This is a genomic window from Streptomyces sp. NPDC088745 (assembly GCF_044751045.1).
GTDB classification, from domain to species: domain Bacteria; phylum Actinomycetota; class Actinomycetes; order Streptomycetales; family Streptomycetaceae; genus Streptomyces; species Streptomyces cremeus.
In genome coordinates this window covers 154445-180051 of record NZ_JBIVLB010000003.1, presented here as the reverse complement: position 1 = coordinate 180051, position 25607 = coordinate 154445, and the positions used below count along the sequence as shown (strand labels likewise).

Sequence of the window (25607 nt, the reverse complement as noted above, 5' to 3'; positions counted from 1 at the left end):
TGTTCGTCATTACCTGGTGGGAGAATGAACCAGGCAGGCGGACACGGTACGGGAGAGGCATGTGACGGCGACAGACGCGCAGCCGCAGACGCAGCGAGTACGCCGTCGGGCCCGGACCGGTCCGCAAACCGCGGCCAGGCCCGGTCGGGGGGCTGCCGGGACCACGGGGTCCGCGCGGGCCGCAGCGGTGCGTGACGCGGTGGCGCTGGTGCTGCTGCCGGCCGTCCTGCTGCCGCTCGCCGCCGCTTCCTTCGCCGGGGGCGGCACCCGGCGCTGGTTCGGCGGGCGCAGCGAGAGCGCGCGGGCGGACGCGCTGGCCGCCAAGGACGCCGCCGCGGCCGCCTTCTACGAGCTGGACACCGCCCAGCGCGACCTGCGGATCTCCATCGAGACGATCACCGCCGTGGACAGTTCGCCGGGCGCCCGGCGCACCGCCGAGCAGTTCGCCGCGCTCGGGCAGCGCATCGACGAGGCCAGCCACACGTACATCACCGCCGTCGACGCCCACGACCTGGAGCGCGACGACCTCGACGCGGGCGACGCCGCCAGGGCCCGCGCCGAGCTCGGCAGGGCCAAGGACGACCTCGTACGGGTCAAGGGCGAGCTCGACCGCTTCTCGCAGAGCCTCACCCCGCTGCTCGACAAGGCCGAGACGCAGTTGGCGCGGCTGGCCCCGGCCGTGGAGCGCGCCCGGCAGGCCCTGCTCGGCGCGAGCAACGCCCTGGACGCGGTACGGGCCGCCGGCCTGCGCGCCGACGACCTCGCGGCCCGGCTCGCCGCCCTCGCCCCGGAGCTGACCCGGCTCAACCAGGGCGCCGGGCAGCACGGCGTGCCGGAGACCCTGGCGCGGGCCGAGCAGGTGCAGCGGGACGCCGAGGCGGTACGGGCCGAGGCCGCCGCCCTGCCGCAGCGTGCGGCGGAGATCGACCGGCGGCTGGTGTCGCTGCGGACCCGCGCCCAGGCCCTGACGACACGGGCCGGCAAGGTCGATCCCGTACTGAGCGAGCTGCGGCGCAGGTTCACGGCGGCGTGCTGGCAGGACCTCCAGGGGGTTCCGGCGCAGGCGGCGCAGAGCGTGCGGCTCGCGGAGCAGCGGCTCAAGGAGGCCGGGCAGGCCCGGGAGGAACAGCGCTGGCCGGACGCCACGTCGCTGATCAGCACGGCACGGGCGCTCCTGAACGACACCGACGAGGCGGTCTCGGCGGCCGGGGACCGGTTGCAGCGGCTGAACGCGGTCGCCAAGGACCCGCAGGCCGAGATCCAGCGCACCCGCTTCGCGATCCGGGACGCGCAGCGGCTGGCGATGGCCGGGCGCAACACGCCCGACCCTCGGCACGCCCGGCCGCTGGACGACGCGGTCGCCCGCCTGGACCGGGCGGTCGCGGACCTGGAGGGCCGCCACCCCGACTACTGGCACTTCCTCACGGAGACGGAGGCGGTCCGCGCGACGGTCACCCGCGTCGTCTCCGCCATCCGCGAGGAGCGCGGCGCGGCAGCGGGCTGAGCCCCCGCCGCGCCCGCGCGTGCGACGGGGTCGCGCTGTCCACCGCCGCGCCCGGGGAGCGGGCCGTCAGCCGCAGCAGCCGCCCCCGCAGCAGCCGCCACCTCCACCGCCGCCGCCGGCCGGCGCACTGCTGGTGCCGCCGACGGCGACGGCGGACAGGAGCTTGACGGTGTCCGTGTGCCCCTCGGGGCAGGCGGCGGGGTCGGCGGACTCCGCCATCGGACGGTTCAGCTCGAAGGTGGTGTCACAGGGACGGCAGCGGTACTCGTAGCGAGGCATGGCCACAGGGTAAGGGGCCGCCGCCGGCCCCTCGCAGCCCCCGCCGCGCTCACCTCCTGCGCGCCAGCGTCACCCCGTCCGCGATGCCCAGCAGCACGCTCTCCACCCGCCCGTCCTTCCTCACGTGCGCGTTGAACTCCCGGATCGCCGCCGCGTTCCCCTCCGCCCGCGGGTCCACCACGCCCCCGTGGAACAGCACGTTGTCCACCACGATCAGCCCGCCCTCCCGCATCCTGGGCACCAGCTCCTCCCAGTACGCGACGTACTGCGGCTTGTCGGCGTCCAGGTACGCCAGGTCGATGTGCGCGTCCGCCGGCATCGCCCGCAGTGTCTCCAGCGCGTCGCCGAGCCGCAGCTCCACCCGGTCCGCGACCCCGGCCTTCTGCCACGCCCGGCGTCCGTACGCCGTCCACTCCTCCGAGATGTCGCAGGTGATCAGCCGCCCGTCCGCGGGCAGCGCCCGCGCCATCGCCAGCGCCGAGAAGCCGGTGAAGGTGCCGACCTCCACCACGTGCCGCGCCCCCGTGAGACGTACCAGGAAGGCCAGCAGCGGGCCCTGTTCGGCCGCCGACTGCATGCCCGCCGACGCCGGGAAGTGCTCCCAGGTCGTCTCGACCAGCTCCTGCTGCACCGGGTCCAGCGGCGGATTGTTCGCCAGGACGTACTCGTACAACTCGTCGGTGATTTTCGTGGTGTTGCCCTTGGTCATGGACCGCTCCTCCACCTCGTCGCGTACCGCGTCGCATTTCAGTCTGCCTTCAGGGCAGCCGACTTAACGTGGACGACATGGTCGCAAGCGCAGCACCCGCCGCCCCCTCCTGGATCACCGGGCTCATGGACGCCATGGGAGCCCCCGGTGCCGGCCTCGCCATCGCCCTGGAGAACCTCTTCCCGCCGCTGCCCAGCGAGGTGATCCTGCCGATGGCGGGCTTCGCCGCGGGCGCGGGGAAGATGGACCTGTGGGCGGTCCTGGTGTGGACGACGCTCGGGTCGGTCGTCGGGGCCCTCGCGCTGTACGGGATCGGAGCGCTGCTGGGGCGCGACCGGACCGTCGCCCTCGCGGCGAAGGTTCCCCTGCTCAAGGTCGCCGACATCGAGAAGACCGAGGCCTGGTTCGCCAAGCACGGGACGAAGGCGGTGTTCTTCGGACGGATGGTCCCCGTCTTCCGCAGTCTCATCTCCCTCCCGGCCGGGGTGGAACGCATGCCGCTGCCCGTCTTCCTCGGGCTCACCACCCTCGGCAGCGCGATCTGGAACGGCCTGTTCGTGATGGCCGGTTACCTGCTCGGCGACAACTGGGAGCAGGTGGCTAGCTACGTCTCGCTGTACTCCAAGGTGGTGCTCGGCGTGGCCGCGGTCGCGGTGGTCGCCTTCGTGGTCGTACGGGTCAGGAAGAGCCGGAAGGAGAAGGCCCGCCGGGGATCAGGGCACGAGGAGAAGCAGCCGACGCGGCGGTGAAGCGGCGCAGGATCTCCTCGCCCGCCGCCACGCCCGCCTCCTCCAGGGCCGTGACGTGCGGCGCGCTCCAGCCCTCGTCGGCCAGTTCGCCGTGGCCGGGACGCCAGCCCCGGTCGGCGGCGAGCAGCAGGTCCGCGTCGAGCAGGGAGTCCCCGGCGGCCAGGGTCAGCCGGGCCCCCGAGCGGCGGGCCACCTCGCGGACGGCCGCGCTCTTGGTGAGGGGCGCGGGGACGACGTACACCTTCCGCCCCTGGAGGGAGACCGTCCAGCCGCGTTCGACGGCCCAGGCGGCGAGGTCCTTGACCCAGCCGTCGGGCAGCAGGGCGCGCTCCACGACGAGGTAGGCGAACAGGTCCTCGGCGACCCGGTCCTTGAGCAGCCAGGCGGGGTCGGCGGTGCGGGCCAGGTGGGCGCGGACCTCGGCGAGCGGGGCGCACGCGTCGGCGAGGCGGCCGGCGACCTGCCGCTGCCAGTCCGGGTCGGAGACGCCGTCCACGAGCAGGTGCCCGCCGTTGGCGCAGATCGCGAACCGCGGGGTGGGGACGGGCAGCCGGATGCGGTGGTACTGCTCGCGGGTGCGGGTCGTGGTCGGCACGAAGAGCGCGGCCGCGGCGAGTTCCGGGAGCAGCCGGGCCGCCTCCTCGGTGACGTACGACAGCGGCTTGCCCTGGTACACCTCCACGCACAGCAGGCGCGGCGCGCGGGCGTCCGGCATGGACAGGCCGAGGGCGGCGGCGGAGTAGATGAGCGTGCGGTCCAGGTCGCTGGCGACCAGCACCGGTGCGGGACCGGTCACTTGGCGGTCACCGCCGTGCCGTCGGCGCCCGTCGCGCCCCGGGTGTAGCGGGGGTGGATCAGGCCCACGCAGGTGTACGGGAGGCCGTCGACCTCCTCCACGGGCACCCCGCGCTGTTCGGCGAGGAGGCGGATGTGCCGGAGGTCGGCCCCGGCGCCGCGCCGGGCGAGGATCTTCCAGGGGACCCGGCGCAGCAGGACCCGGGTGGTCTCGCCGACGCCCGGCTTGACCAGGTTCACGTCGTGGATGCCGTACTCCTCGCTGATCCGCGTGACGGCGGCCCAGCCCTCCCAGGTGGGGGTGCGGTCCTGGCCCTGGAGGACCTTGGCCTCGGCGACGGCGTCCTCGGTGACGTCGGCGAAGCGGGCGGTGACCGCGTCCAGGAAGTCGTTGGACACGTCGGAGCCGGCCAGCTCGCGGTAGAACTTGCCGCCGTGGAAGTCGTTCGGGCCGACCAGGTCGGCGCGCAGGACGGTGCGCGAGATCAGGCCGGACACGGTCGAGTTGAGGCAGGCGGAGGGGATGAGGAAGTCCTCGCGGGTGCCGTAGGTGCGGACGCAGGAACCGGGGTCGGCGAGGACCGCGATCTCCGGGTCGAAACCGCCCGGGGCGCTTTCGAGGCCGGCGGCCGCGTGGAATTCCTCGACGGCGGCGGCGAGTTCGCGGGTGATGGCGCCCTTGCCGGTCCAGCCGTCGACGAAGACGACGTCGGCGGGGTCGTGGTGGGCGGCCAGCCAGCGCAGGGCGTTGGCGTCGATGCCCCGGCCCCGGACGATGGACACGGCGTAGTGCGGCAGGTCCAGGCCGTGCCGGTGCTGCGCCCAGCGGCGCATGAGGACGCCGACGGGAGTGCCCGCGCGGGCCAGCGAGACCAGTACGGGGCGCGGGGAGCGCTCGGCGAGCACGGTCTCGGTGACGACGCCGACGGCCCGCGCGATCCGCCCCGCCGACTCCTCCAGCGCGGCCCGGAACAGCTCCTGGTACTCCTCGGTCGGCTGGTACTCGACCGGCAGCGACTCCGCGTAGTGCGCGCCGCCCGCCTGGACGGCCTCCTCGCGCTCCTCGGTGGGGGCCTCCAGGGAGACGTCGGAGAGGTCCCGGAGCAGCCAGCCGACCTCGTCGGGCGCGTAGGAGGAGAAGACGGGACCACGCAGTGGCTCGGGCAGCACGGAGTTCTCCTGGACGGAGGGACGGGGAACGGTCGCGGAGCACACACCCGCGCCGGGCACGGCGTCGGCCCCGGGCGCGGACGGGACGCCCGGGGGGACGTACGACGGGACGACCGCCAGCAGGACGCGTCCCGCGTGCGGGGCCAGCGTCGCCAACAGCCCGTCGGGGCCGTGGAGTTCGGCGGTGTCGGCCGTCGAGTCGACGACCACGAGCACGGTGTCGAAGCCCGCGCCCGCGACGTTGTAGGCGTAGCGCTCGCCGGGACCGTCGGCGGGGTCGTCGTGCGCGGGGAAGACCAGCCGGGTGCGGATCGCGTAGCCGGGGTCGTCGACGGCCAGCACCGGGGAGCGGGTGGTGGTGGAGTACCGGACGTCGACGCCCGTCTCCTGGAGCGCCGTGGCGATCCGCAGCGGCGCGTACATCAGCTCTTCGAAGCCCAGGACCAGCACGCGTCCGGGCGCGTCCCCGAGCGCGTCCGCAACCCGTGCCGCCATGCCCGGGAGGGCCGCCTCCAGTGTCCGGCGGTGTCCGGGCGTGAAGCCGTGCCGTCCGCCGTCGGGCAGGCCCGCGGGCCAGCCCAGGTCCACACGGGCGGCGGGAGCGGCAGGAGCGGCGGAACCAGCGCCCCGGTGCCGGCTCCGCTCCCGGGCGCCGCGTGCCTCCTCCTCGGCGACCAGGTGCTGCCCCTTCTCCAGCACGCCGTCCGGCAGCCGGACCGTGCCCGAGGCGCGGGCGACCAGGTCGACCCGGGCGCCGGTCTCCCGCGCGAAGTCCGCCAGGCGGGCCCGGTCCGCCGGGGTGCGCATGTCGACCAGGGCGACGACGACGTACCGCGCACGCGGGTGGCGGGCGTGCAGGTCGCGGATGGTGTTGAGGACGGTGTTGCCGGTGGAGAACTCGTCGTCGACGAGGACCAGGGGCCCGTCCCCGGCGAGCAGTTCCGGGTCGGCGGGCAGCAGCAGGTGCGAGGTGGCGTGGGAGTGGGACTCCTCGAAGCCGCCCGCCGTGGCGACCCCGGCGACCGGGCGGCGGGTGGAGTGCAGGCAGGGGGCGAGCGCCAGGCCGTCGGCGACCGAGTGGCCGAGGCCGGTGGCGGTCTCCGCGTAACCGAGGACGACCGCCCGGGCGGCCTCCGCGTCGCCCAGCAGGGCCCGCACCTCCCGGCCCAGGGCCACCCCGGCCCCGTGCACGAGGGACGGCCGCTGCGGTACGTGCTTGCCGAGCACGTTCGAGACGAGCAGGTGCGCCCGCTTGGGGTTGCGCCGCAGGGCGAGCCCGAGGAGGTCGTGCAGCGGCTCGGGGGCGCGCGCACCCACGGAGTCCGGCCCGGTCTCCCGTTCCGGGGGGACCAGTTCCACGCCCAGCCGCTCCGCGACCCACCTGCCCGACCACACCACGTCGTCGTTCCCTCTTCCGCTTCTTCCGCTTCTTCCGCTTCGTCCGCTGCTCACACCGCTCACACCGCGCCCCTTGCCGTCATTCCTGCCGCCCCGCGAGCCCGGCGAGCCCCGCCGCCAGCAGTTCCACGAAGCCCACGTCCGCCCCCGCCACGCCGAACACCTCGGCCCGCAGCAGGGTCCGCTCCGCCCAGGCGCGGTGCGGCTTCACCTCGTTCATCTTGTTCGTGTAGGCGGAGCGCATGACTCCGCCGCCGTCCCGCTCGGGCCGCAGGATGTCCCGGGCGTCGCCGTACTCCTCGTGGCTGACCACCGAGAGCGCGTGCACCGGCAGGACGTGCGAGGGGTGGATGCAGGTCTTGCCCTGGAGTCCGTTGGCCCGGTCCAGGCCGATCTCGCGCAGCAGCCCGTCGAGGTCGTGGGCGATGAGCGCGGTGCGCAGCTCCTCCGCCCGCCCCTCCAGGAAGGGGCTGCGCCGCAGTTGCGGCTTGAACATCCGCTCCTGGACCTTGAAGTACTCCCACACCGGCCCGGTGATGGTGAAGCCGGTGCCGTCGGAGCGGCCGAGCGCGTTCACCACGTCGCCGATGACGGAGGCCACGATCTGGACGTCGTACGCCGTCATGTCGGGCGCGCGGCGCAGACCGTACGCGGAGCAGAAGTCGGTGACGCCGAGCCGCAGCGCGAGCACCCGGTCGCGGTACTTGTCGACGGTGCGGGCGATGCCGGCGAGGGTCTCGGTGCGGGTCTCCAGGTGCAGGAGCTCCGGGGACTCCAGGACGGGCATCGCGAAGAGTCTGCGCCCGCTCGCCGCCTCGGCGTCGGTGAGCGCCTCCAGGAACGGAACCCCGCGTTCCTCGGTGAACTTCGGGAGTACGAATCCGGACAGCAGCCGTACGGCGTCGCCGAGCCGGTGCACCAGGTCCGGCACCTGGGCCGGTTCGCGCACCCGGACGAAGAGCAGCGGGGTCTGCGCGCCGCGCCCGGCGAGGTCGGCGAGCTGGCTCACGAGGTTGGCCTCGGCGGCCTCGACGTCGTCGTCGGCGATCGAATCCTCCAGGCACAGCACCATGGAGACCACGCCGCGCCCGGCCTGCTTGAGGATGTCGTCCGCGAGCCGGGGGCGGGTCGCCGGGCTGTAGAGGGTCGCGCCGAGGGCGGCGGCGAGCAGCGGCGCCGGGGAGTCCGCGTCGAAGCGGACGGGCTCCCGGTGGAAGAGCTCAGCCCGTACCGCAGCAGGGATATGCCCGAAATGACGCATGTGAGTACCCCCGAGCTGGCGTGTGGATCGTCGGACATGTGGCCGGTAATAGTACGTAGGGGCGGGTGACCGCGGTTCCCCCCTTGTGTGAACTCCAGGTAACCCGCAGGTCGCGGCCCAACCCCCGACCGTACGGGAACGGCCCCCCACGTTGTCCGCACCGGCCGCGGCGAGGCAGGATGACCGGCATGACGCACGCCATGCTGAAGGGCGCGAACGTACCTCTCGACGCCACGGCCGTGAGGGCCGTGCTCCGGTGGACCCCCGGGCCCGGCATCCCCAACGTGGACGCCTCGGCCCTGGTGGTGGGCGCCGACGGGCGTGTGCGCAGCGACGAGGACTTCGTCTTCTACAACTACGTACGCCACCCCTCGGGCTTCGTGCGCAAGCTGCCGATGAAGCGGGTGCCCGAGGGCTCGACCGACACGATCGTCGCGGACCTCACCTCCCTGGACCGCACGGTCGACCGGGTGGTGATCGCCGCCTCGCTGGACCTGGAGGCCTTCGAGGGCGCCACCTTCGCGCACGTGCGCGACCTGCGGATCCTGCTGTACGACGCGGCCGCGGCCGGCGCCGAGCCGCTCGCGATGTTCGACGTGAAGCCGGAGACCGGCGAGGAGACCGCCGTGATCTGCGGGGAGGTCTACCGGCGCGGGGAGGGCTGGAAGTTCCGCGCGGTGGGCCAGGGCTACCCGACCGGGCTGGTGGGCCTGGCCACCCAGTTCGGCGTCTCGGTCGACGAGAGCGAGGCCCCCGACGCGCCCCCGGCCGCGGCGGCCGGCCCGGCGGCGGCGTCCGTCCCTCCGGCCCCCGCCTCCCCCGCGAGCGCGCCCCCGCCCCCGGTGCCCGCCCAGGAGCCCGCCACCCAGGCCGTGCCGCCGACCGCGGCCCCCGGCCGGCCGTACCCGCAGCCGCCCGCGCAGCCCGCTTACGGCTATCCGCACGCGGCCCCTCCCCCGCCGCAGGGCCGGCCCGCGTACGGCTACCCGCAGCCCGCGTCGAACCAGCCCGCCTACGGCTACCCGCAGCCCGCGGCCGCCGCCGCCCACGCCCCCGACCCGAACTTCCGGCTGCCGCCGATGGGGCCGCAGTTCATCCGGGGCTGACCGCTCCCGAGGCGTGTGCGGGCCGCCCGGCCGCGACATCCGGTTCGCGGGCCGGGCGGCGCCGGCGCCGCGCGGTGCCGCGGAAGGCCTCAGGCCTTGGTCTTGTACCCGCGGCCCCACTGGAGGCCCCAGCCGTACAGGCGGTCCAGCTCGGCCTGGAATCCGTAGACGAACTTCACCTCGCGGCGGACCGTCAGCCCCTCCTTGCCGTTCTCGATGGTGAAAACGGCGCAGGAACGTGCCTGCGGGGCGCGCTCGTCGAGGGCGATCTCGATCCGGGGGCCGTTGCTGGGGTAGAGCGTGACGACGGCGTGGGTGCGGTCGAAGGCGGGGGTCTGGTCGTAGATGTAGACGAAGACCAGCAGCCGCTTGATCTCCTCGCGGTGGTCGAGGTTGATGAAGACCGTCTCACCGGAGGGCGCGCCGAACCGGTCGTCGCCGCTGAGCTTGACGTACGGCGGCTCGTTCATGTCGCCGAAGAAGCCGCCGAGGGGCTGTACGACGCCCTTGCTGCCGTCCTTGAGCTCGTAGAGGCAGCCGAGGTCCAGGTCGACGTTGACGACGCCCTGGGTGTGCGCCTGGACGGTCTCGGGCTGGAAGAACTTCAGCGGGCGGCTCAGGAAGTTCCCGTCGTGCCGCTGCCGGCCGCCGATGTCGGAGGTGCGCATCCGCCAGGAGAGGTTGACGCGCAGGCTGCCGGTGTCGGCGCCCTGTTTGCCGAGCGAGACCGTGGGATGCCGTTTGGTCAGCTCGATGGAGTTGGTCGAGGCGCTGCCGGAGTCGAACCGCGCCGAACTCCCCCGCCAGCCGCCGAGGCTGTCACGAATCCTGTCCCAGAAGGCCATCGGCCCCCACCCCCACCTCTGTCGCTCCCCGCCCCTGCCGGACACGCCCAACGGGGCGGCCACGGGGGCGGTGTCGCCCTGCGGCCGCCCCGTTGGGAGCGTTCCTCAATCTTCTCCGGGTCACACCCGCGAGCGGGCCGGAACCGGGGGTCCTGAATCAGACCCCGGAGACTTCCTTCTTCAGATTCGCTCCGCCCGCCGCTTCCTCGGCCGCGATCCGCTTGTTGCGGCGGACCGAGGAGATGAAGGACCAGGCGATCAGGATGACGCCCACGGAGCCGGTGATGACCTCGTGGATCTCGTACTGGATCGTGACGAGCAGGATCACGGCGAGGGCGCCGATCGCGTAGTGCGCGCCGTGCTCCAGGTAGACGTAGTCGTCCAGGGTTCCCTGGCGGACCAGATAGACCGTCAGCGAACGTACGTACATCGCGCCGATGCCCAGGCCCAGCGCCATCAGGACGATGTCGTTGGTGACGGCGAAGGCGCCGATGACGCCGTCGAAGGAGAACGACGCGTCCAGGACCTCCAGGTAGAGGAACATGAAGAACGCGGCCTTGCCCGCCAGGGCCATGCCGGTGTTCTTCCTGCCGGTGCGCTTCGCCTCTTCCTCGGCCTCGTGCTCGCGCTCCTCCTCCTCTTCGAGCTTGTTCTCGAAGTGCCCGGAGAGACCGCCGACGATCAGGTAGGTGATCAGACCGGCGATGCCCGAGATCAGTACGGTCTCGGCCTTGTTGACGTGCGTGCCGCCGTGCTGGTGGGCGTTGACCGCGAAGGTCATCGACGTGATCAGCAGGACGATCAGCGCGATGCAGACCGACAGCATGTCGACCTTGCCGAGCTTCGCGAGCGGACGCTCCAGCCAGGCGAGCCACTTGATGTCCCGGTCCTCGAAGATGAAGTCCAGGAAGATCATCAGCAGGAACATGCCACCGAAGGCGGCGATCGACGGGTGGGCGTCGGTCACCAGCTGCTTGTACATGTCCTTGTCGGTCATCGCCAGATCGACGGCCTCGATGGGCCCGATCTTGGCGCTGATGGCCACGATGACGACAGGGAAGACCAGGCGCATGCCGAACACGGCGATCAGGATGCCGATGGTGAGGAAGATCTTCTGCCAGAAGGCATTCATCTTCTTCAGGATCCCGGCGTTGACCACCGCGTTGTCGAAGGACAGCGAGATCTCCAGGATGGACAGGATCGCCACGATTCCGAAGCCGGTCCACCCCCCGTAGAGAACCGCCGCGACCAGGCCGAGCGCGGTCACCGCGAACGACCAGCCGAAGGTTTTCAGAACCACTGGCTACCCCATCATTGAGTAGTGCTCTCCCCCGCTGGGAGCGGGGCTTTACGAAACGTTGACCCCGAAGTCTAGAGCGATGCCCCGCAGTCCGGACGCGTACCCCTGCCCAACGGCACGGAACTTCCACTCTCCGCCGTACCGGTAGACCTCGCCGAAGATCATCGCGGTCTCGCTGGAGGCGTCCTCGCTGAGGTCGTAGCGGGCCAGTTCCTGGCCGTCCGCCTGGTTCACCACGCGGATGAAGGCGTTGCTGACCTGGCCGAAGGTCTGGCCGCGGTTGTCGGCGTCGTGGATCGAGACCGGAAAGACGATCTTGTCGACGCTCATCGGGACCTGGGAGAGGTCGATGATCAGCGACTCGTCGTCGCCGTCGCCCTCGCCGGTGAGGTTGTCGCCGGTGTGCTCGACGGAGCCCTCGGGGCTGGTCAGGTTGTTGTAGAAGACGAAGTACTCGTCGCCGAGCACCCGGCCGTCCCGGCACAGCAGTGCGCTGGCGTCCAGGTCGAAGTCGGCCCCGGTGGTGGAACGTGCGTCCCAGCCGAGCCCGACCAGCACCTTGGTGAGGTTCGGAGCGGCTTTGGAGAGGGAGACATTGCCTCCCTTGGCGAGCGTGACGCCCATGATCTTTTCTTCCTCCCCGCGGTAACGGAACTACGGCCCTGCGCGTCCGGCGCCGCACTGGAGAAGTACGGCGCCGGACGACGGGAGTGCTGCTGCTCGGCTCAGACGTTGACGCCGAAGTCCTGCGCGATGCCGCGCAGGCCCGAGGCGTAACCCTGGCCGATGGCGCGGAACTTCCACTCGGCGCCGTTGCGGTAGAGCTCGCCGAAGACCATGGCCGTCTCGGTCGAGGCGTCCTCGCTGAGGTCGTAGCGCGCCAGCTCGGTGTTGTCGGCCTGGTTCACGACGCGGATGTACGCGTTGCGGACCTGGCCGAAGCTCTGCTGGCGGGACTCGGCCTCGTAGATCGAGACCGGGAAGACGATCTTGGCGACGTCGGCCGGGACACCGGCCAGGTTCACCTTGATGACCTCGTCGTCGCCCTCGCCCTCACCGGTGAGGTTGTCACCGGTGTGCTCGACGGAGCCGTCGGGGCTCTTCAGGTTGTTGAAGAAGACGAAGTTCGAGTCGTTGGTGACCTTGCCGGCGTCGTTCGTCAGCAGCGCGCTGGCGTCGAGGTCGAAGTCACCGCCGGTGGTGGTGCGCGCGTCCCAGCCCAGACCGACGATGACCGCGGTCAGGTTCGGGGCGGCCTTGGTCAGCGAGACGTTTCCGCCCTTGCTGAGGCTGACTCCCACGAGTCCTCCAAAGTGTGTCGAGGGGCTCAGGAGAGGCCCTGCCCCCGTAGTGCTTGGCATACGGATCAACGTGCTGATCCTAGTGACCGGTTCCCGTCACGGCAGGACTTAAGTCCCGAATTCCTGTGGTCCCGGAGATTGCCGGAACCCGGAAATCCGTCCGGGACCCCAGGCTGTCGCGCGGATCAGAGCGTGTCGAGGGCCTTGACGTACTCGTTCAGGTCACGAGCGTCGGGGAGGCCGTTGACGACGGTCCAGCGGACCGTGCCCTCCTTGTCGATGATGAAGGTGCCGCGCACCGCGCAGCCCTTCTCCTCGTCGAAGACGCCGTAGGCGCGCGAGACGTTGCCGTGCGGCCAGAAGTCGGACAGCAGCGGATACTCCAGACCCTCCTGGTCGGCGAAGACGCGCAGGGTGTGGATGGAGTCGTTGGAGACCGCCAGGAGCTGCACGTCGTCGTTCTGGAAGGCCGGCAGCTCGTCGCGCAGGGCGCACAGCTCGCCGGTGCACACGCCGGTGAAGGCGAAGGGGTAGAAGAGCAGCACGACGTTCTTCCGGCCCCGGAAGTCGGACAGCCGCACGGTGCGGCCGTGGTTGTCCTTGAGCGTGAAGTCGGGGGCCTGCACGCCCGTCTCGATCGCCATGGGGATGCGCTGCCTTTCGTTGGGCCGATGCGGTGAAGCTGCCGCCAGCGTACGCAAAGGACCCCCGCCGACCTGCGTCGACGGGGGTCCTTCGGTGCTGCCTGAGGTGTTTCCGGCCGTTACCGCTTGCCGGACTTCGCCGCCTTCGGCGAGACCAGACGGCTGCCCGTCCAGTCCTTGCCCGCGTTGACGCTCTTGGTCTGGGAAAGACCGGCGGTCTGTGCGGCTTCGTTGATGTCGCTCGGTTCGACATAGCCGTCACGGCCGGTCTTCGGAGTCATCAGCCAGACGGTGCCACCGTCGTCGACGAGCTGCGTGGCGTCCACCAACGCGTCCGTCAGGTCGCCGTCCTCGTCCCTGAACCACAGGACGACGGCGTCAGCCACGTCGTCGTAGTCCTCGTCGACGAGTTCGCCGCCGATGATCTCCTCGATGGCTTCGCGGAGCTCCTGATCGACATCGTCGTCGAAGCCGATCTCCTGGACCACCTGCTCGGGCTGGAAACCCAGCCTCGCGGCAGGGTTGGTCCGCTCCTCCGCGTGGTCCGCGGTCGCGCTCACGGATTGCCTCCTGATCTTTTTTCGGGAAGTGCTTTTTCAGCGATGCGTTCGGTGCCGCGCGCGTGCGCGGCATTGGCCGTAGTCCACACGGGCGGGACCGATCGCGCAAGTACCCGGCCGTCCGGACCGCCGAAACGGTGACGGATGGGACGGCCCCGCCGCAACTCCTGACGGCTCCGCGGGCCCGTGCAGTGATTCATCCCACACCATAAGGAACGCTTTGGCACATTCTGCGGCTTCGGTGCCTCCGACGGGGGTGAACGCTCTCCGGGAACGTGTGATCGCGGTGCGCGTAAGGTTGCGAATCGACCGGCGCCGCAGACGGGCCCCGGCCGGACGGTCGGTCCACGCCCTCCGGAACCCCCGGTTACCAATCGGTAGAGATGACGTTTACGTCCCCTGGGTACACGATGGTTGCGGCGCGACGCCCCCGTTGACAGGACACACAGCACAGTCAGTGCACCCAGCACCGCCAGTGCGCCCAGCACAGTCGGTGCACCCAGCACAGTCAGTGCACCCGCACAGTCAGCGCAGACTTCGCGCGTTGTGCGCACCAGGTCTTTTCCCTACCAGTGAAGGAACAGCGTGGCTTCCGGAACCGATCGCAACCCGATCATCATTGGTGGCCTGCCGAGCCAGGTCCCGGATTTCGATCCCGAGGAGACCCGGGAATGGCTCGACTCGCTTGACGCGGCCGTCGACGAGCGGGGCCGCGAGCGCGCCCGCTACCTGATGCTCCGCCTGATCGAACGCGCCCGTGAGAAGCGCGTGGCCGTGCCCGAGATGCGCAGCACGGACTACGTGAACACGATCGCCACCAAGGACGAGCCGTTCTTCCCCGGCGACGAGGAGATCGAGCGCAAGGTCCTCAACGCGACCCGCTGGAACGCGGCCGTGATGGTCTCCCGGGCGCAGCGCCCGGGCATCGGGGTCGGCGGCCACATCGCCACCTTCGCGTCCTCCGCCTCGCTGTACGACGTGGGCTTCAACCACTTCTTCCGGGGCAAGGACGAGGGCGACGGCGGCGACCAGATCTTCTTCCAGGGGCACGCGTCCCCCGGCATCTACGCCCGCGCGTACCTCCTGGACCGGCTGACCGAGACGCAGCTCGACGCGTTCCGCCAGGAGAAGTCGAAGTTCCCGAACGGCCTGTCCTCGTACCCCCATCCGCGCCTGATGCCGGACTTCTGGGAGTTCCCGACCGTCTCGATGGGCCTGGGCCCGCTGGGCGCGATCTACCAGGCCCGGATGAACCGGTACATGGAGGCGCGCGGCATCGCCGACACCTCGAAGTCCCACGTCTGGGCCTACCTGGGCGACGGCGAGATGGACGAGCCCGAGTCGCTGGGCCAGTTGTCCATCGCCGCCCGCGAGGGCCTGGACAACCTGACCTTCGTCGTCAACTGCAACCTCCAGCGCCTCGACGGCCCGGTGCGCGGCAACGGCAAGGTCATCCAGGAGCTGGAGTCGCAGTTCCGGGGCGCCGGCTGGAACGTCATCAAGCTGGTCTGGGACCGTTCCTGGGACCCGCTGCTGGCGCAGGACCGCACCGGCATCCTGGTCAACAAGCTCAACACGACCCCGGACGGCCAGTTCCAGACGTACGCCACCGAGACCGGCGCGTACATCCGCGAGCACTTCTTCGGCGACGACCAGCGGCTGCGCGACATGGTCAAGGACATGTCGGACGAGCAGATCCTGCACCTGGGACGCGGCGGCCACGACCACAAGAAGGTCTACGCGGCTTACGCGGCGGCCAAGGCGCACAAGGGCCAGCCGACGGTGATCCTCGCACAGACGGTCAAGGGCTGGACGCTCGGCCCGAACTTCGAGGGCCGCAACGCGACCCACCAGATGAAGAAGCTGACCGCCGAGGACCTCAAGCGCTTCCGCGACCGGCTGCACATCCCGATCGCGGACAAGGACCTGGAGAGCGGCGCGCCGCCGTACTACCACCCGGGCCGCGACTCCGAAGAGATCCAGTACATGCACGACCGCCGCAAGAGCCTCGGCGGTTACGTGCCCTCGCGCGTGGTGCGGGCCAAGGCGCTCCCGCTGCCCGAGGACAAGACGTACGCGGCTGCGAAGAAGGGCTCCGGCTCGCAGTCGATCGCCACGACCATGGCGTTCGTCCGGGTGCTCAAGGACCTCATGCGGGACAAGGAGATCGGCAAGCGGTTCGTGCTGATCGCGCCCGACGAGTACCGCACCTTCGGCATGGACGCGTTCTTCCCGAGTGCGAAGATCTACAACCCGCTCGGCCAGCAGTACGAGTCGGTGGACCGGGAGCTGCTGCTCGCGTACAAGGAGTCGCCGACCGGCCAGATGCTGCACGACGGCATCTCCGAGGCGGGCTGCACGGCCTCGCTGATCGCCGCGGGCTCGGCGTACGCCACGCACGGCGAGCCGCTGATCCCGGTGTACGTCTTCTACTCGATGTTCGGTTTCCAGCGCACCGGTGACCAGTTCTGGCAGATGGCCGACCAGCTCGCGCGCGGTTTCGTACTGGGTGCGACCGCCGGTCGTACGACCCTGACCGGTGAGGGCCTCCAGCACGCGGACGGCCACTCGCAGCTCCTGGCCTCGACCAACCCGGGCTGCGTGTCGTACGACCCGGCCTTCGGGTACGAGATCGCGCACATCGTGCAGGACGGCCTGAGGCGGATGTACGGCGGGACGCCCGAGGAGAACGAGGACGTCTTCTACTACCTGACCGTCTACAACGAGCCGATCCAGCACCCGGCCGAGCCCGAGAACGTGGACGCCGACGGCATCCTCAAGGGCATCTACCGCTTCAAGTCCGGCACCAAGGGCTCCCTTCCGGCGCAGATCATGGCGTCCGGCGTGGCGGTTCCGTGGGCGGTCGAGGCGCAGCAGATCCTCGCCGACGAGTGGGACGTCAAGGCCGACGTCTGGTCCGCGACGAGCTGGAACGAGCTGCGGCGCGAGGCCGTGGAGTGCGAGGAGCACAACCTCCTGCACCCCGAGGAAGAGGTGCGCGTGCCCTATGTGACGCGCAAGCTCGAAGACGCCGAGGGACCGTTCGTGGCGGTCTCCGACTGGATGCGTTCGGTTCCGGACCAGATCTCGCGCTGGGTGCCGGGCCCGTACACCTCGCTCGGCGCGGACGGCTTCGGCTTCGCCGACACCCGGGGCGCGGCCCGTCGCTACTTCCACATCGACGCGCAGTCGATCGTCCTGGCGACGCTCTCCGAGCTCGCCAAGCAGGGCAAGGTCGACCGCTCGGCGCTGAAGCAGGCGGTGGACCGCTACCGGCTGCTCGACGTGACGGCGGCCGACCCGGGCGCCGCGGGCGGCGACGCGTAGCACCCCGGACGCGGTGAAGGCGGTGGGAGCCCTCGGGTTCCCACCGCCTTCGCGCGTCCTACGATGCCGGGCATGAAGCAACAGACCGCCCAGGTCCGGTGGGAGCGGCGCACCCAGACGCCGCTGCTGGGCCTGGCGCTCGCGTTCGCCCTCGCGTACGCCGTCCCGATCGTCGCCCCGGACGCCCCGCGCGGGGTGCTGCGTGCGTGCACCTGGGCGGAATGGACGGTGTGGGCCGCGTTCGCGCTGGACTACCTGGTGCGGCTGGCGCTCGCCCCCGCGAAGTGGCTCTTCGTGCGCAGCCATCCGCTGGACCTGCTCGCGGTGCTGCTGCCGCTGGCGCGGCCGCTCACCCTGCTGCGGCTGGTCTCGACGCTGCTGCTGGTGGGGCGGCGGGCGCGGATGGCCCCGCAGGTGACGCTGACCGCGTACGTGGGCGGGTCGGTGGTGGGGCTCCTGATGTTCGGCTCGCTGGCCGTCCTGGAGGTCGAGCGGGACGCGCCGGGCGGGAACATCAAGACGCTGGGTGACGCCGTGTGGTGGTCCTTCACCACGATGACCACGGTCGGCTACGGGGACCACTCCCCCACCACCGGCCTCGGCCGGGTGCTGGCGGTGGGCCTGATGCTGTCGGGGATCGCGCTGCTCGGTGTGGTGACGGCGAACATCGCGGCCTGGTTCATCTCCCGCTTCGAGCGGGACGACGCCGAGGAGCGCCGGCAGACGGCGCTCCTCGAAGCGCTCTCGCTGGAGATCAAGGAGCTGCGGGCGGAGGTGCGGCGGCTGGGCGCCGAGCGGCCCGCGGCCGCCGAGGGCCCCGAGGCCATCGAGGCCCCCGAGATCCCCGCCCGGAGCGGCGTCAGCTCTCCCAGATCTTGAACGCCCTCACCCGGTAGGGCGATTGCGGCACCCAGCTCCCCTTCCCGGGATACGTGTCGAACTCGCCCGTCTCGGCGCACTCCGCCGACTGGTACGTGGTGACGGGGCGGCCGGTGCGGTTGGCGACGGCCTGCGCGCCGGTGCCCGGGGGCAGCGCGACGCAGCTCTCGACGTCGGTGCCGGACAGCTCGTGGGCGTACCGCTTGCCCTGGAAGTCGGGCTTCTGCCAGAGGCAGAGCTCCCCGGCGGCGCAACTGCCGAGCTGGACGCCGGCGGGGGCGGACCGGGCCGTCGCCGGGAACAGGGCGGTGGCCGCGAGCGCGGCGGCGGCCAGGGTGGTGGCGGCGGCGAGTGGTGCGGTGGCGAACAGCTTCATGAGGATCCCCCCGGATGGCGTACGGTCATGGCTTCCCGTACGGTCCGAGCCTGTCTGCCCGGACCGTGTGCCAGCACTGTGACCTGCGGAAACAGCGGTACGGAAGGGGCGGGACGGCGGATCACCCGGATAGGCGACAGCCCCGCCGGAACCCTTCCGGCGGGGCTGTGCGGGCGCGGGATTGACGCGTCCGGAGGGCAGGGCGGGGGCCGCTCAGATGTGGACGCCGCCGCCTGCCGCGTCCGCGTTCGCACCGCGCTTGGTGAGGAAGGCGACCAGGGCCGCGACGGCGGCGACGCCGCCCGCGATGGTGAAGGCGAAGCCCATGCCCGACACGAACGTGTCGTGGATGACGGCGGTGACGGCCTTGAACCCCTCCGGCGTCATGCCCGGGGCCTTGGCCGCCTCGGCGGGCACCATGCCGAACTCGGCGGCCTGCTCCAGGCCCGGCGGGGGCGTGCCCGGCAGTCCGGCGTCCTTCCAGTTGCCCGCGAACTCGGCGTTGACCCGCGAGGACATCACCGCGCCGAGCACGGCCGTGCCCAGTGCGCCGCCGACCTGCATGCCGGCCTGCTGGAGGCCGCCCGCGACGCCGGAGAGCTCCAGCGGGGCGTTGCCGACGATGACCTCGGTCGCGCCGACCATGACCGGCGCGAGGCCGAGGCCCAGCAGCCCGAACCACAGCGACATGGTCAGCGTGCCGGTGCCGATGTCGAGCTGGGACATGCCGAACATGGCGGTCGCGGTGCACACCATGCCGCCGACCAGCGGGACGCGCGGGCCGAACTTGGTGATGAGGGCGCCCGCGAGGGGCGAGGCGACGATCATCATGCCGGTCAGCGGCAGCAGGTGCAGCCCGCTGTCGACGGGGCTCAGCCCGTGCACGCCCTGGAGGTAGAAGGTCACGAAGAAGAGGCCGCCCATGAAGGCGAACGCCATCAGCACCATGAGCACCACACCGGCCGACAGTGGCACGGAGCGGAACATGGCCAGCGGAATCAGCGGTTCTTTGGCCTTGGTCTCCCAGAGGGCGAAGACGGCGAACAGGACGACGGAACCGCCCACGCACAGCCAGGTGTTGGTGCCGCCCCAGCCCCAGGACTCACCGGCCTTGATCAGGCCGTAGACGAGGGAGCCCATGGCGCCCGAGAGCAGCACGATGCCCGGGATGTCGAAGGAGCGCGGCGCGTTCTGGGCGCGGTGGTCGCGCAGCACGAGCAGGCCGAAGGCGAGGGCCAGCACGCCGACGGGCACGTTGATGAAGAAGACCGACTGCCAGGAGACGTGCTCGACGAGCAGTCCGCCGACGATCGGGCCGCCGGCGGTGGACGCCCCGATGACCATGCCCCAGATGCCGATCGCCATGTTCAGCTTCTCGGCGGGGAAGGTGGCGCGCAGCAGGCCGAGCGCGGCGGGCATGAGCAGCGCGCCGAACAGGCCCTGGAGCACGCGGAAGCCGATGACCAGGCCAATCTCCGTGGAGAAGCCGATCGCGGCGGAGGACGCGGCGAAGCCCGCGATGCCTATGAGGAAGGTCTGACGGTGGCCGAAGCGGTCGCCGAGCTTGCCCGCGGTGATCAGGGCGACCGCGAGGGCGAGCAGATAGCCGTTGGTGATCCACTGGACGTCGGCGAGGGACGCCTTGAGGTCGTGCTGGATGGCCGGGTTGGCGATCGCGACGATCGTGCCGTCCAGGGCGACCATCATCACGCCGATCGCCACGGCGAAGAGCGTCAGCCACGGGTGGCCGCGAAGCCCCTTGGCCTGTCGGGGTACGGGATCGGGGCCCGGCGGCACCTTGTCGAGCGTGATCTGTGCAGTCATGTTTCCAGGCTAGTGACAGCCACTGACAGTTGACGAACCAATTCACAAGCCGGTAACTGTCAGGTAGCTCACAGGTAAGCTGAGCAGGCGAAATCTTCGGATCAGGCCCTCCCGAGCGCGGGCCGGGGCGCGGCGCAGGAACGACGGCGGGACGATGACGGGGCGATGACGGAGCGGCTGGAACCGGCGCGGCCGACCGGACTGCGCGAGCGCAAGAAGCGGCGCACCCGCGACTCCCTGCTGCGCGTGGCCCTGGAGCTGTTCACCACGCAGGGGTACGAACGCACCACCGTGGACGAGATCGCGGACGCCGTGGAGGTCTCCCAGCGCACCTTCTTCCGCTACTTCGCCTCCAAGGAGGAGGTCGCCTTCACGGTGGTCTCGATGGTGGAGGCCCGCTTCCTGGCGGCGGTGCGCGAACGGCCCGCCGACGAGAATCCGCTCACCGCGCTGCGCAACGCCGTGACCTGGGCGTGGGAGTCGGTGGGCGAGGCGATCGAGGCGGTGGTCCCGATCGAGCTGCACATGCGGACGTACCAGATGATCGAGTCGACCCCGGCCCTGCTGGCGGTCCACCTGCGGCGCTCCACCGAGCTGGAGGACGCGATCGCCCGGGTCATCGCCGAGCGGGAGGGGCTCGACGTGGACACGGACCTCAGGCCCCGGATCGCGGTGGCCGCGTTCGGCGGCGTGATGCGGCTGACCGGACGGATGTGGGGGCGGCGGGAGGACGCCAGCCTGGAGGCGATCCGGGAGATGACGGCCCGCTGCCTGGACCATCTGGAACCCGCCCTGGGCGGGGACTGGCACTGAGGGGATCGCGGGCGCCGTCGGCCGCGAAGTGGCCGAGAAACACCGGTGATCGGCCGGAGAAGCCGGTCCACCCGAACCCGTACGAGTGCCCGGAACATCCGTACGCACACCCTGACCTGAGTACCTTTATCGAAACGTGATCCGCATCACGGAATGGACACGGGTGGCGCGGATTCTCCTAGGGTGTCCCGCAGTGACTTCCTTCGACTCCTCCCCCACCCTGACCGCGTGGCGGGCGCTGCTCGCGCTGGCCGTGGTGTTCGTGATGCTCGCGATCACCGGCTGGACCGCCCTCCACGACCAGCGCGACGACCACGTGTCGCTCAAGGAGGCCTTCACGGCCTGGAGCCACGGCAGCTTCGACGGCCGCAGGCTCCCCGACCCGACGGGCGCGCCCGGCGTGGTGGCGGGCTTCTTCCACGCGCTGACCCCCGAGCGGCGGAACGCGCTGGCCCGCGAGCACCCGCTGGTCGTCGGCAACCTCAACGGGGCGCCCGTGCCGCTGCGGTACGCCGCGAACCGGTACGCGCTGGCCACGGCCCGGGACACCGAGGCGGCCCGCATGCACGACAACCGGCTCTCGCGCGCGGGCAAGGCGGACGCCGACCGGCGCATGCACCGGTTCGCGGCGCTGCTGCGCCAGCAGCGGCAGGTGCTGGCCTTCGACCCGGACGGCGGCGGGCGGGTCGCGGAGGTCTTCGGGAACCTGGAGCGGGCCGAGCGGATCTCGGTGGTGGTGCCCGGCGTCGACACCAACGTGGTCAACTTCGAGCGGACCTTCCTGCGCTACTCCTCGCCGGTCGGCATGGCCTCCTCGCTGTACGACGAGGAGCGCAGGGCGGACCCGGACAAGAAGGTCGCCGTGATCGCCTGGGCCGACTACACCGCGCCCGCGGGCCTCGGCATGGACGCCATGGTCGGCGCCCCCGCGGAGGCGGGCGCGCGGCGGCTGGTCGCGCTGGCCGGGGTGCTGCCGGGGCGCGCCCCGGTGGCGCTGTTCTGCCACAGCTACGGATCGGTGGTGTGCGGGCTCGCGGCCCGCGGCCTGCCGGAGCGGGTCACCGACATAGCGGTCTCCGGCAGCCCCGGGATGCGCGCCGACACCGCCGCCGACCTGGGGTCGGAGGCACGGGTGTGGGCGATGCGGGACGCGGACGACTGGATCGCGGACGTCCCCCACCTGGAGCTCGGCGGGCTCGGGCACGGCAGCGACCCGGTGTCGCCGGAGTTCGGCGCGCGGGTGCTGTCGGCGCGGACCGCCGTCGGGCACACCGGCTACTTCGTGCCGGGGACGGACAGCATCGGCAACTTCGCGCGGATCGGCGTCGGGGCGTACGCCGAGGTGGACTGCGCGGACGGCGGCACGTCCTGCCGGGACGGGATCGCGGCAGGTTCCGGGGGGCCCGCCGCGTCCGGCGTGGGGGTCTGAGGTGTCCGGCGCGCGGGGCGGGCCGGAAATCGGACGTCCCGCCGAGGGGCGACGAGCGGGCGGGCGCCGCATACGATGAGCCGCATGGGTGATGTGCTGGCCGGAATTCATGCCACCTGGGAGTTCGACAGCGACTCCGTGCTCATCCGCTTCGAACGGGGGATACGTACGCCGAAGCTGCTCTCCGCGCTCGGTGAGCGGCGCATCCCGCACGAGGCGTTGGCCGAGGTGACGCTGACCCCGGGCAAGCGCGGCACGGTGGTGCTGCACGCGGTGCCCAGATCCGGCGCCGATCCGCTGATGGACGCCGCCGCGGGGCAGCTCAAGGAGGGCTGCGACCCCTACCGGCTGGTGCTCCCGGCGGAGCGCGAGGTGCTCGCGGAGTACTACGCGGACGAACTGCGCGGGCGGGTGCGCGCGGCGGGCACCGCCCTGGGCCTGTCGGAGGGCGAGCCCGCGGACAGGTTCCTGGTGGCGCCGCCCGGGGGCCCCTCGCAGTTCAAGGCGTACGACGCCAAGGCCGGGTTCGACGGGACGCAGGTGACGTTCCGGTGGTTCTGGACGGGTGCGTCCTCCGCCAAGTGGAAGGTGGGCGACCAGAGTTTCCCGGTCGCCGCGCTGAGCGGGGTCGAGTGGCGCTCCCCCGACCTCTCGGGCGGCCATCTGCGCCTGCTGCGGCGCGACGGGGCGGCGGACGGCGGTGCGGGCGGGACCGGTGGCGCGGGCGGGGCGGCGGCCGGCCCGGCGGACCAGGACCCGGCGGCGGTGGTGTTCGGGCTGGGGTACGGGCCGGTGCACGAGTCGCTGCCGTTCGCGGCGTCCGTTCTGGCCGCGGTACGGAGCACGGTTCCGGCGGTCGCGGCCCTGGACCGGGTCGCGGTGGACGCGGTGGGCGCGGGGCGCCGGGACCCGGCGGACATCGCGGAGCGCATCCGGCACCTGGGCGAGCTGCACCAGGCGGGGCTGGTGACGGACGAGGAGTTCACGGCGAAGAAGGCGGAGCTGCTGGCCCAGTTGTAGGAGCGGGGGTGGAGGCGGGAGGCGGCCGGCCGCAGGAGCCCGGGTCGAAAACGGCCGGTGTCTCGTACCAGGGTATGAGGGCGCGTTCCGACCCCCGGTATGACGTGGGAGAACGGGTGCGCTGCCTACGCTGAGGGAGCCATGAAAGAACCGACAGCGTCTCCCGAGCCCCCGTCCTCCGTCCCGCCGAGACCCGCCTTCGCGCCGAGGGCGCCGGGCCCCGCCCCGGGGCAGCAGCCCGCCGGGCACGACGGGCTGTTCGCCGCCGCCGGGCGTCGGCTGCGGGAGATGCTGCACGCGCTCACGCATCCCTCGCATCCGGCCACTCCGCTGTTGGCGGACGCCCCCAAGCGTTGGCAGCGGCTGCTGCCGTACGCGGTGGCGCTGACCCTGACGGCGGTGCTGCTGCCGGTCACGATCCAGGTGCTGACGAACAGCTACGGGCTGTCCGGCGGCATCGCGGGGGCGGTCGGCGCGGGGCAGGCGCTGCCGTTGCTGATGATCGCCCACCGGCCGCTCCAGGCCTGGTGGATCGTGTTCCCCTCCGGGGTGGCGGGGGCCCTGTTCCTGGTGGAGCCGCTGCATCCGGGGCGGGGGATCTGGCCGTGGCCCGCGCCCACGATCATCGGGATGCTGTTCCTGCTGTTCGGGCTGGGGCTGCGGGAGCGGCGGGCGGCCCTGGTGGGCGTCTGGCTGGTCACCGTGGTCACGGGCCTGGCGCTCGGCCAGTACAAACCGCAGCTCAGCGACGGCACCCAGGTGCTGACGATCGTGCTCGGCGGGGCGGCGCTGATCATCGGCGGGGCGCTGCGCGAGCGCGGCGAGGCCCAGCGGGCGCTGGTGGCACAGGAGACCATCAGCGTCGCGGAGCGCGCCCACCGCACGCTCCTGGAGGAACGCACCCGGATCGCCCGGGAGTTGCACGACGTGGTCGCCCATCACATGTCGATGATCACGGTGCAGGCGGATTCCGCGCCGTACCGGATCAGCGGGCTGCCGGACGCGGCGCGGGAGGAGTTCGCCTCGATCGCGGCCAGTGCGCGGGAGTCGCTGACCGAGATGCGGCGGCTGCTGGTGGTGCTGCGCAGTGAGGGCGCCGAGGGCGAGCGGGCGCCGCAGCCGGGGCTGGACAGGATCCAGCAGCTCGTGGAGGCGGCGGTGCGGGCGGGCGTCCCGGCCGAGTTGTCGATGGCGGCGGAGCTGGCGGCGGGTCCGGGCAAGCCCGCCGTGCCGCAGGCGGTGGACCTGTCGGCGTACCGCATCGTGCAGGAGGCCCTGGCGAACGTGGTGCGGCACGCGCCGGGGGCACAGACGCGGGTGTCGGTGCGCGTGGAGGGGGCGGATCTGCTGGTGCTGGTCGTCAACGGGCCGGTGGCCGACCCGGTTTCGCGGGTCGAGGCGAAGGGGGCGGGCGGGCACGGACTGGTCGGGATGCGCGAACGCGTACGGTTGACCGGGGGCACGCTGGACACGGGACCGCTGCCGGACGGCGGTTTCCGGGTGGCGGCGAGGCTGCCGCTGCCGGCGGCCGGGGCCCCGGCGGGGCAGCCCGAGCCGCCCGACGGGTCCGCGCCCCCGGACAGACCACCGGGTCCCGACGGACCTCCGTTCCCCGACGAGAAGGACGCCCCTGCCCCATGACCATTCGCGTGATCATCGTTGACGACCAGGCCATGGTGCGGGCCGGCTTCGCCGCGCTGCTCGCGGCGCAGGCCGACATCGACGTGGTGGGCGAGGCCCCCGACGGGAAGCAGGGCGTGGCGGTGAGCCGGCAGACGCACCCGGACGTGGTGCTGATGGACGTGCGGATGCCGGAGATGGACGGGCTGGCCGCCGCCCGGGAGATCCTGAACCCGCCGCCGGGCCTGGAGCACCGGCCGAAGGTGCTGATGCTGACCACCTTCGACGTGGACGACTACGTGTACGAGGCGCTGCGGGCGGGGGCCTCCGGGTTCCTGCTCAAGGACGCCCCGCCGGCCGATCTGATCGCGGCGGTACGGGTGGTGGCGGCCGGGGAGGCGCTGCTCGCGCCGTCGGTGACCCGGCGGCTGATCGCGGAGTTCGCCGCCCAGCGGCCCGCCCCCCGCCCCAGTCCCGCGCTGCGGCTCAACGGCCTCACCCCGCGCGAGACCGAGGTGCTGGAGCTGATCGCGCGGGGGCTGTCCAACTCGGAGATCGCGGACCGGCTCATCCTGGCGGAGCAGACGGTGAAGACCCACATCGGCCGGGTGCTGGCCAAACTGGACCTGCGGGACCGGGCCCAGGCGGTCATCTTCGCGTACGAGTCGGGGCTCGTGGCGCCGGGGGACGCGGGCTGA

General features: G+C 71.9%; 23 protein-coding genes. 10 read left to right on the top strand and 13 right to left on the bottom strand.

Translation table 11 applies throughout. The features are described from left to right. Positions 1-61: 61 nt before the first annotated feature. A complete protein-coding gene (locus ACIP93_RS10025) occupies positions 62-1504 on the top strand; it encodes a hypothetical protein (protein WP_401757258.1) in 1443 nt (480 codons plus the stop codon). A gap of 66 nt (positions 1505-1570) precedes the next feature. Here ACIP93_RS10025 and ACIP93_RS10020 read toward each other — a convergent pair whose 3' ends face one another. Continuing rightward, positions 1571-1783, bottom strand: a complete 213-nt coding sequence (locus tag ACIP93_RS10020; protein ID WP_401757256.1) for a zinc ribbon domain-containing protein — start codon at positions 1781-1783, stop codon at positions 1571-1573. Positions 1784-1832: 49 nt separating this feature from the next. Continuing rightward, positions 1833-2492 carry an O-methyltransferase gene (locus ACIP93_RS10015; RefSeq protein WP_401757255.1) on the bottom strand — a complete coding sequence of 220 codons (660 nt, stop codon included), beginning with the start codon at positions 2490-2492 and terminating at the stop codon, positions 1833-1835. Positions 2493-2569: 77 nt separating this feature from the next. Between ACIP93_RS10015 and ACIP93_RS10010 the strand changes: the two genes are divergently transcribed. Further along, positions 2570-3241 carry a DedA family protein gene (locus ACIP93_RS10010; protein WP_345223260.1) on the top strand — a complete coding sequence of 224 codons (672 nt, stop codon included), beginning with the start codon at positions 2570-2572 and terminating at the stop codon, positions 3239-3241. Here the strand turns inward: ACIP93_RS10010 and ACIP93_RS10005 are convergent. The 3 genes from ACIP93_RS10005 to ACIP93_RS09995 all read right to left on the bottom strand — a co-directional run bounded on the left by ACIP93_RS10005 (position 3171) and on the right by ACIP93_RS09995 (position 7865). After that, complete coding sequence (locus ACIP93_RS10005) at positions 3171-3956, bottom strand: HAD family hydrolase (RefSeq protein ID WP_401757923.1); 786 nt, start codon at positions 3954-3956, stop codon at positions 3171-3173. The two genes, ACIP93_RS10010 and ACIP93_RS10005, sit on opposite strands and share 71 nt — an antisense overlap. A gap of 77 nt (positions 3957-4033) precedes the next feature. Continuing rightward, positions 4034-6658: a phosphoribosyltransferase gene (locus tag ACIP93_RS10000; protein ID WP_401757254.1), complete on the bottom strand. Its 2625-nt coding sequence runs from the start codon at positions 6656-6658 to the stop codon at positions 4034-4036. A 25-nt stretch (positions 6659-6683) separates the two neighbouring features. Beyond that, on the bottom strand, positions 6684-7865 hold the full coding sequence (locus tag ACIP93_RS09995; RefSeq protein ID WP_345223256.1) for an HpcH/HpaI aldolase/citrate lyase family protein: 1182 nt from the start codon (positions 7863-7865) through the stop codon (positions 6684-6686). 188 nt (positions 7866-8053) lie between these two features. Between ACIP93_RS09995 and ACIP93_RS09990 the strand changes: the two genes are divergently transcribed. Beyond that, positions 8054-8971, top strand: a complete 918-nt coding sequence (locus ACIP93_RS09990; RefSeq protein ID WP_401757252.1) for a TerD family protein — start codon at positions 8054-8056, stop codon at positions 8969-8971. Positions 8972-9060: 89 nt separating this feature from the next. On the opposite strand, the gene ACIP93_RS09985 is transcribed toward ACIP93_RS09990, so the two are convergent. The 6 genes from ACIP93_RS09985 to ACIP93_RS09960 form a co-directional block, all read right to left on the bottom strand. Further along, positions 9061-9816: a Tellurium resistance gene (locus tag ACIP93_RS09985; protein ID WP_345223253.1), complete on the bottom strand. Its 756-nt coding sequence runs from the start codon at positions 9814-9816 to the stop codon at positions 9061-9063. A 157-nt stretch (positions 9817-9973) separates the two neighbouring features. Beyond that, positions 9974-11116: a DUF475 domain-containing protein gene (locus ACIP93_RS09980; RefSeq protein WP_345223252.1), complete on the bottom strand. Its 1143-nt coding sequence runs from the start codon at positions 11114-11116 to the stop codon at positions 9974-9976. Positions 11117-11164: 48 nt separating this feature from the next. Further along, positions 11165-11740: a TerD family protein gene (locus ACIP93_RS09975; protein WP_345223250.1), complete on the bottom strand. Its 576-nt coding sequence runs from the start codon at positions 11738-11740 to the stop codon at positions 11165-11167. Between the two features lie 101 nt (positions 11741-11841). Then, entirely contained in the window at positions 11842-12417 is a 576-nt protein-coding gene (locus ACIP93_RS09970; RefSeq protein WP_345223249.1) for a TerD family protein, read from the bottom strand. A 185-nt stretch (positions 12418-12602) separates the two neighbouring features. After that, positions 12603-13061 carry a peroxiredoxin gene (locus ACIP93_RS09965; RefSeq protein WP_345223247.1) on the bottom strand — a complete coding sequence of 153 codons (459 nt, stop codon included), beginning with the start codon at positions 13059-13061 and terminating at the stop codon, positions 12603-12605. 119 nt (positions 13062-13180) lie between these two features. Continuing rightward, entirely contained in the window at positions 13181-13621 is a 441-nt protein-coding gene (locus ACIP93_RS09960; RefSeq protein ID WP_345223246.1) for a DUF3052 domain-containing protein, read from the bottom strand. Between the two features lie 585 nt (positions 13622-14206). Between ACIP93_RS09960 and aceE the strand changes: the two genes are divergently transcribed. Together aceE and ACIP93_RS09950 are read left to right on the top strand one after the other, a co-directional pair. Next, positions 14207-16948 carry a pyruvate dehydrogenase (acetyl-transferring), homodimeric type gene (aceE, locus tag ACIP93_RS09955; protein WP_345223243.1) on the top strand — a complete coding sequence of 914 codons (2742 nt, stop codon included), beginning with the start codon at positions 14207-14209 and terminating at the stop codon, positions 16946-16948. A gap of 63 nt (positions 16949-17011) precedes the next feature. Further along, positions 17012-17827 (top strand): potassium channel family protein, encoded by an 816-nt coding sequence (locus tag ACIP93_RS09950; protein ID WP_401757248.1) that lies wholly within the window; start codon positions 17012-17014, stop codon positions 17825-17827. On the opposite strand, the gene ACIP93_RS09945 is transcribed toward ACIP93_RS09950, so the two are convergent. Both ACIP93_RS09945 and ACIP93_RS09940 read right to left on the bottom strand, forming a co-directional pair. After that, positions 17808-18203 (bottom strand): peptidase inhibitor family I36 protein, encoded by a 396-nt coding sequence (locus ACIP93_RS09945; RefSeq protein WP_401757246.1) that lies wholly within the window; start codon positions 18201-18203, stop codon positions 17808-17810. The genes ACIP93_RS09950 and ACIP93_RS09945 overlap by 20 nt on opposite strands. Before the next feature lie 213 nt (positions 18204-18416). Further along, positions 18417-20027 (bottom strand): MFS transporter, encoded by a 1611-nt coding sequence (locus ACIP93_RS09940; protein ID WP_401757244.1) that lies wholly within the window; start codon positions 20025-20027, stop codon positions 18417-18419. Between the two features lie 165 nt (positions 20028-20192). Here ACIP93_RS09940 and ACIP93_RS09935 point away from each other — a divergent pair, with 165 nt between their 5' ends. The 5 genes from ACIP93_RS09935 (at position 20193) to ACIP93_RS09915 (ending at position 25607) form a co-directional block, all read left to right on the top strand. After that, positions 20193-20840, top strand: a complete 648-nt coding sequence (locus ACIP93_RS09935; RefSeq protein ID WP_401757242.1) for a TetR family transcriptional regulator — start codon at positions 20193-20195, stop codon at positions 20838-20840. 193 nt (positions 20841-21033) lie between these two features. Next, positions 21034-22269: an alpha/beta hydrolase gene (locus ACIP93_RS09930; protein ID WP_401757240.1), complete on the top strand. Its 1236-nt coding sequence runs from the start codon at positions 21034-21036 to the stop codon at positions 22267-22269. Positions 22270-22353: 84 nt separating this feature from the next. Then, entirely contained in the window at positions 22354-23289 is a 936-nt protein-coding gene (locus ACIP93_RS09925) for a DUF4429 domain-containing protein (RefSeq protein WP_401757238.1), read from the top strand. 141 nt (positions 23290-23430) lie between these two features. Continuing rightward, a complete protein-coding gene (locus tag ACIP93_RS09920; RefSeq protein ID WP_401757236.1) occupies positions 23431-24930 on the top strand; it encodes a sensor histidine kinase in 1500 nt (499 codons plus the stop codon). Beyond that, positions 24927-25607: a response regulator transcription factor gene (locus tag ACIP93_RS09915; protein ID WP_345223224.1), complete on the top strand. Its 681-nt coding sequence runs from the start codon at positions 24927-24929 to the stop codon at positions 25605-25607. Before ACIP93_RS09920 ends, ACIP93_RS09915 begins: the two co-directional genes overlap by 4 nt.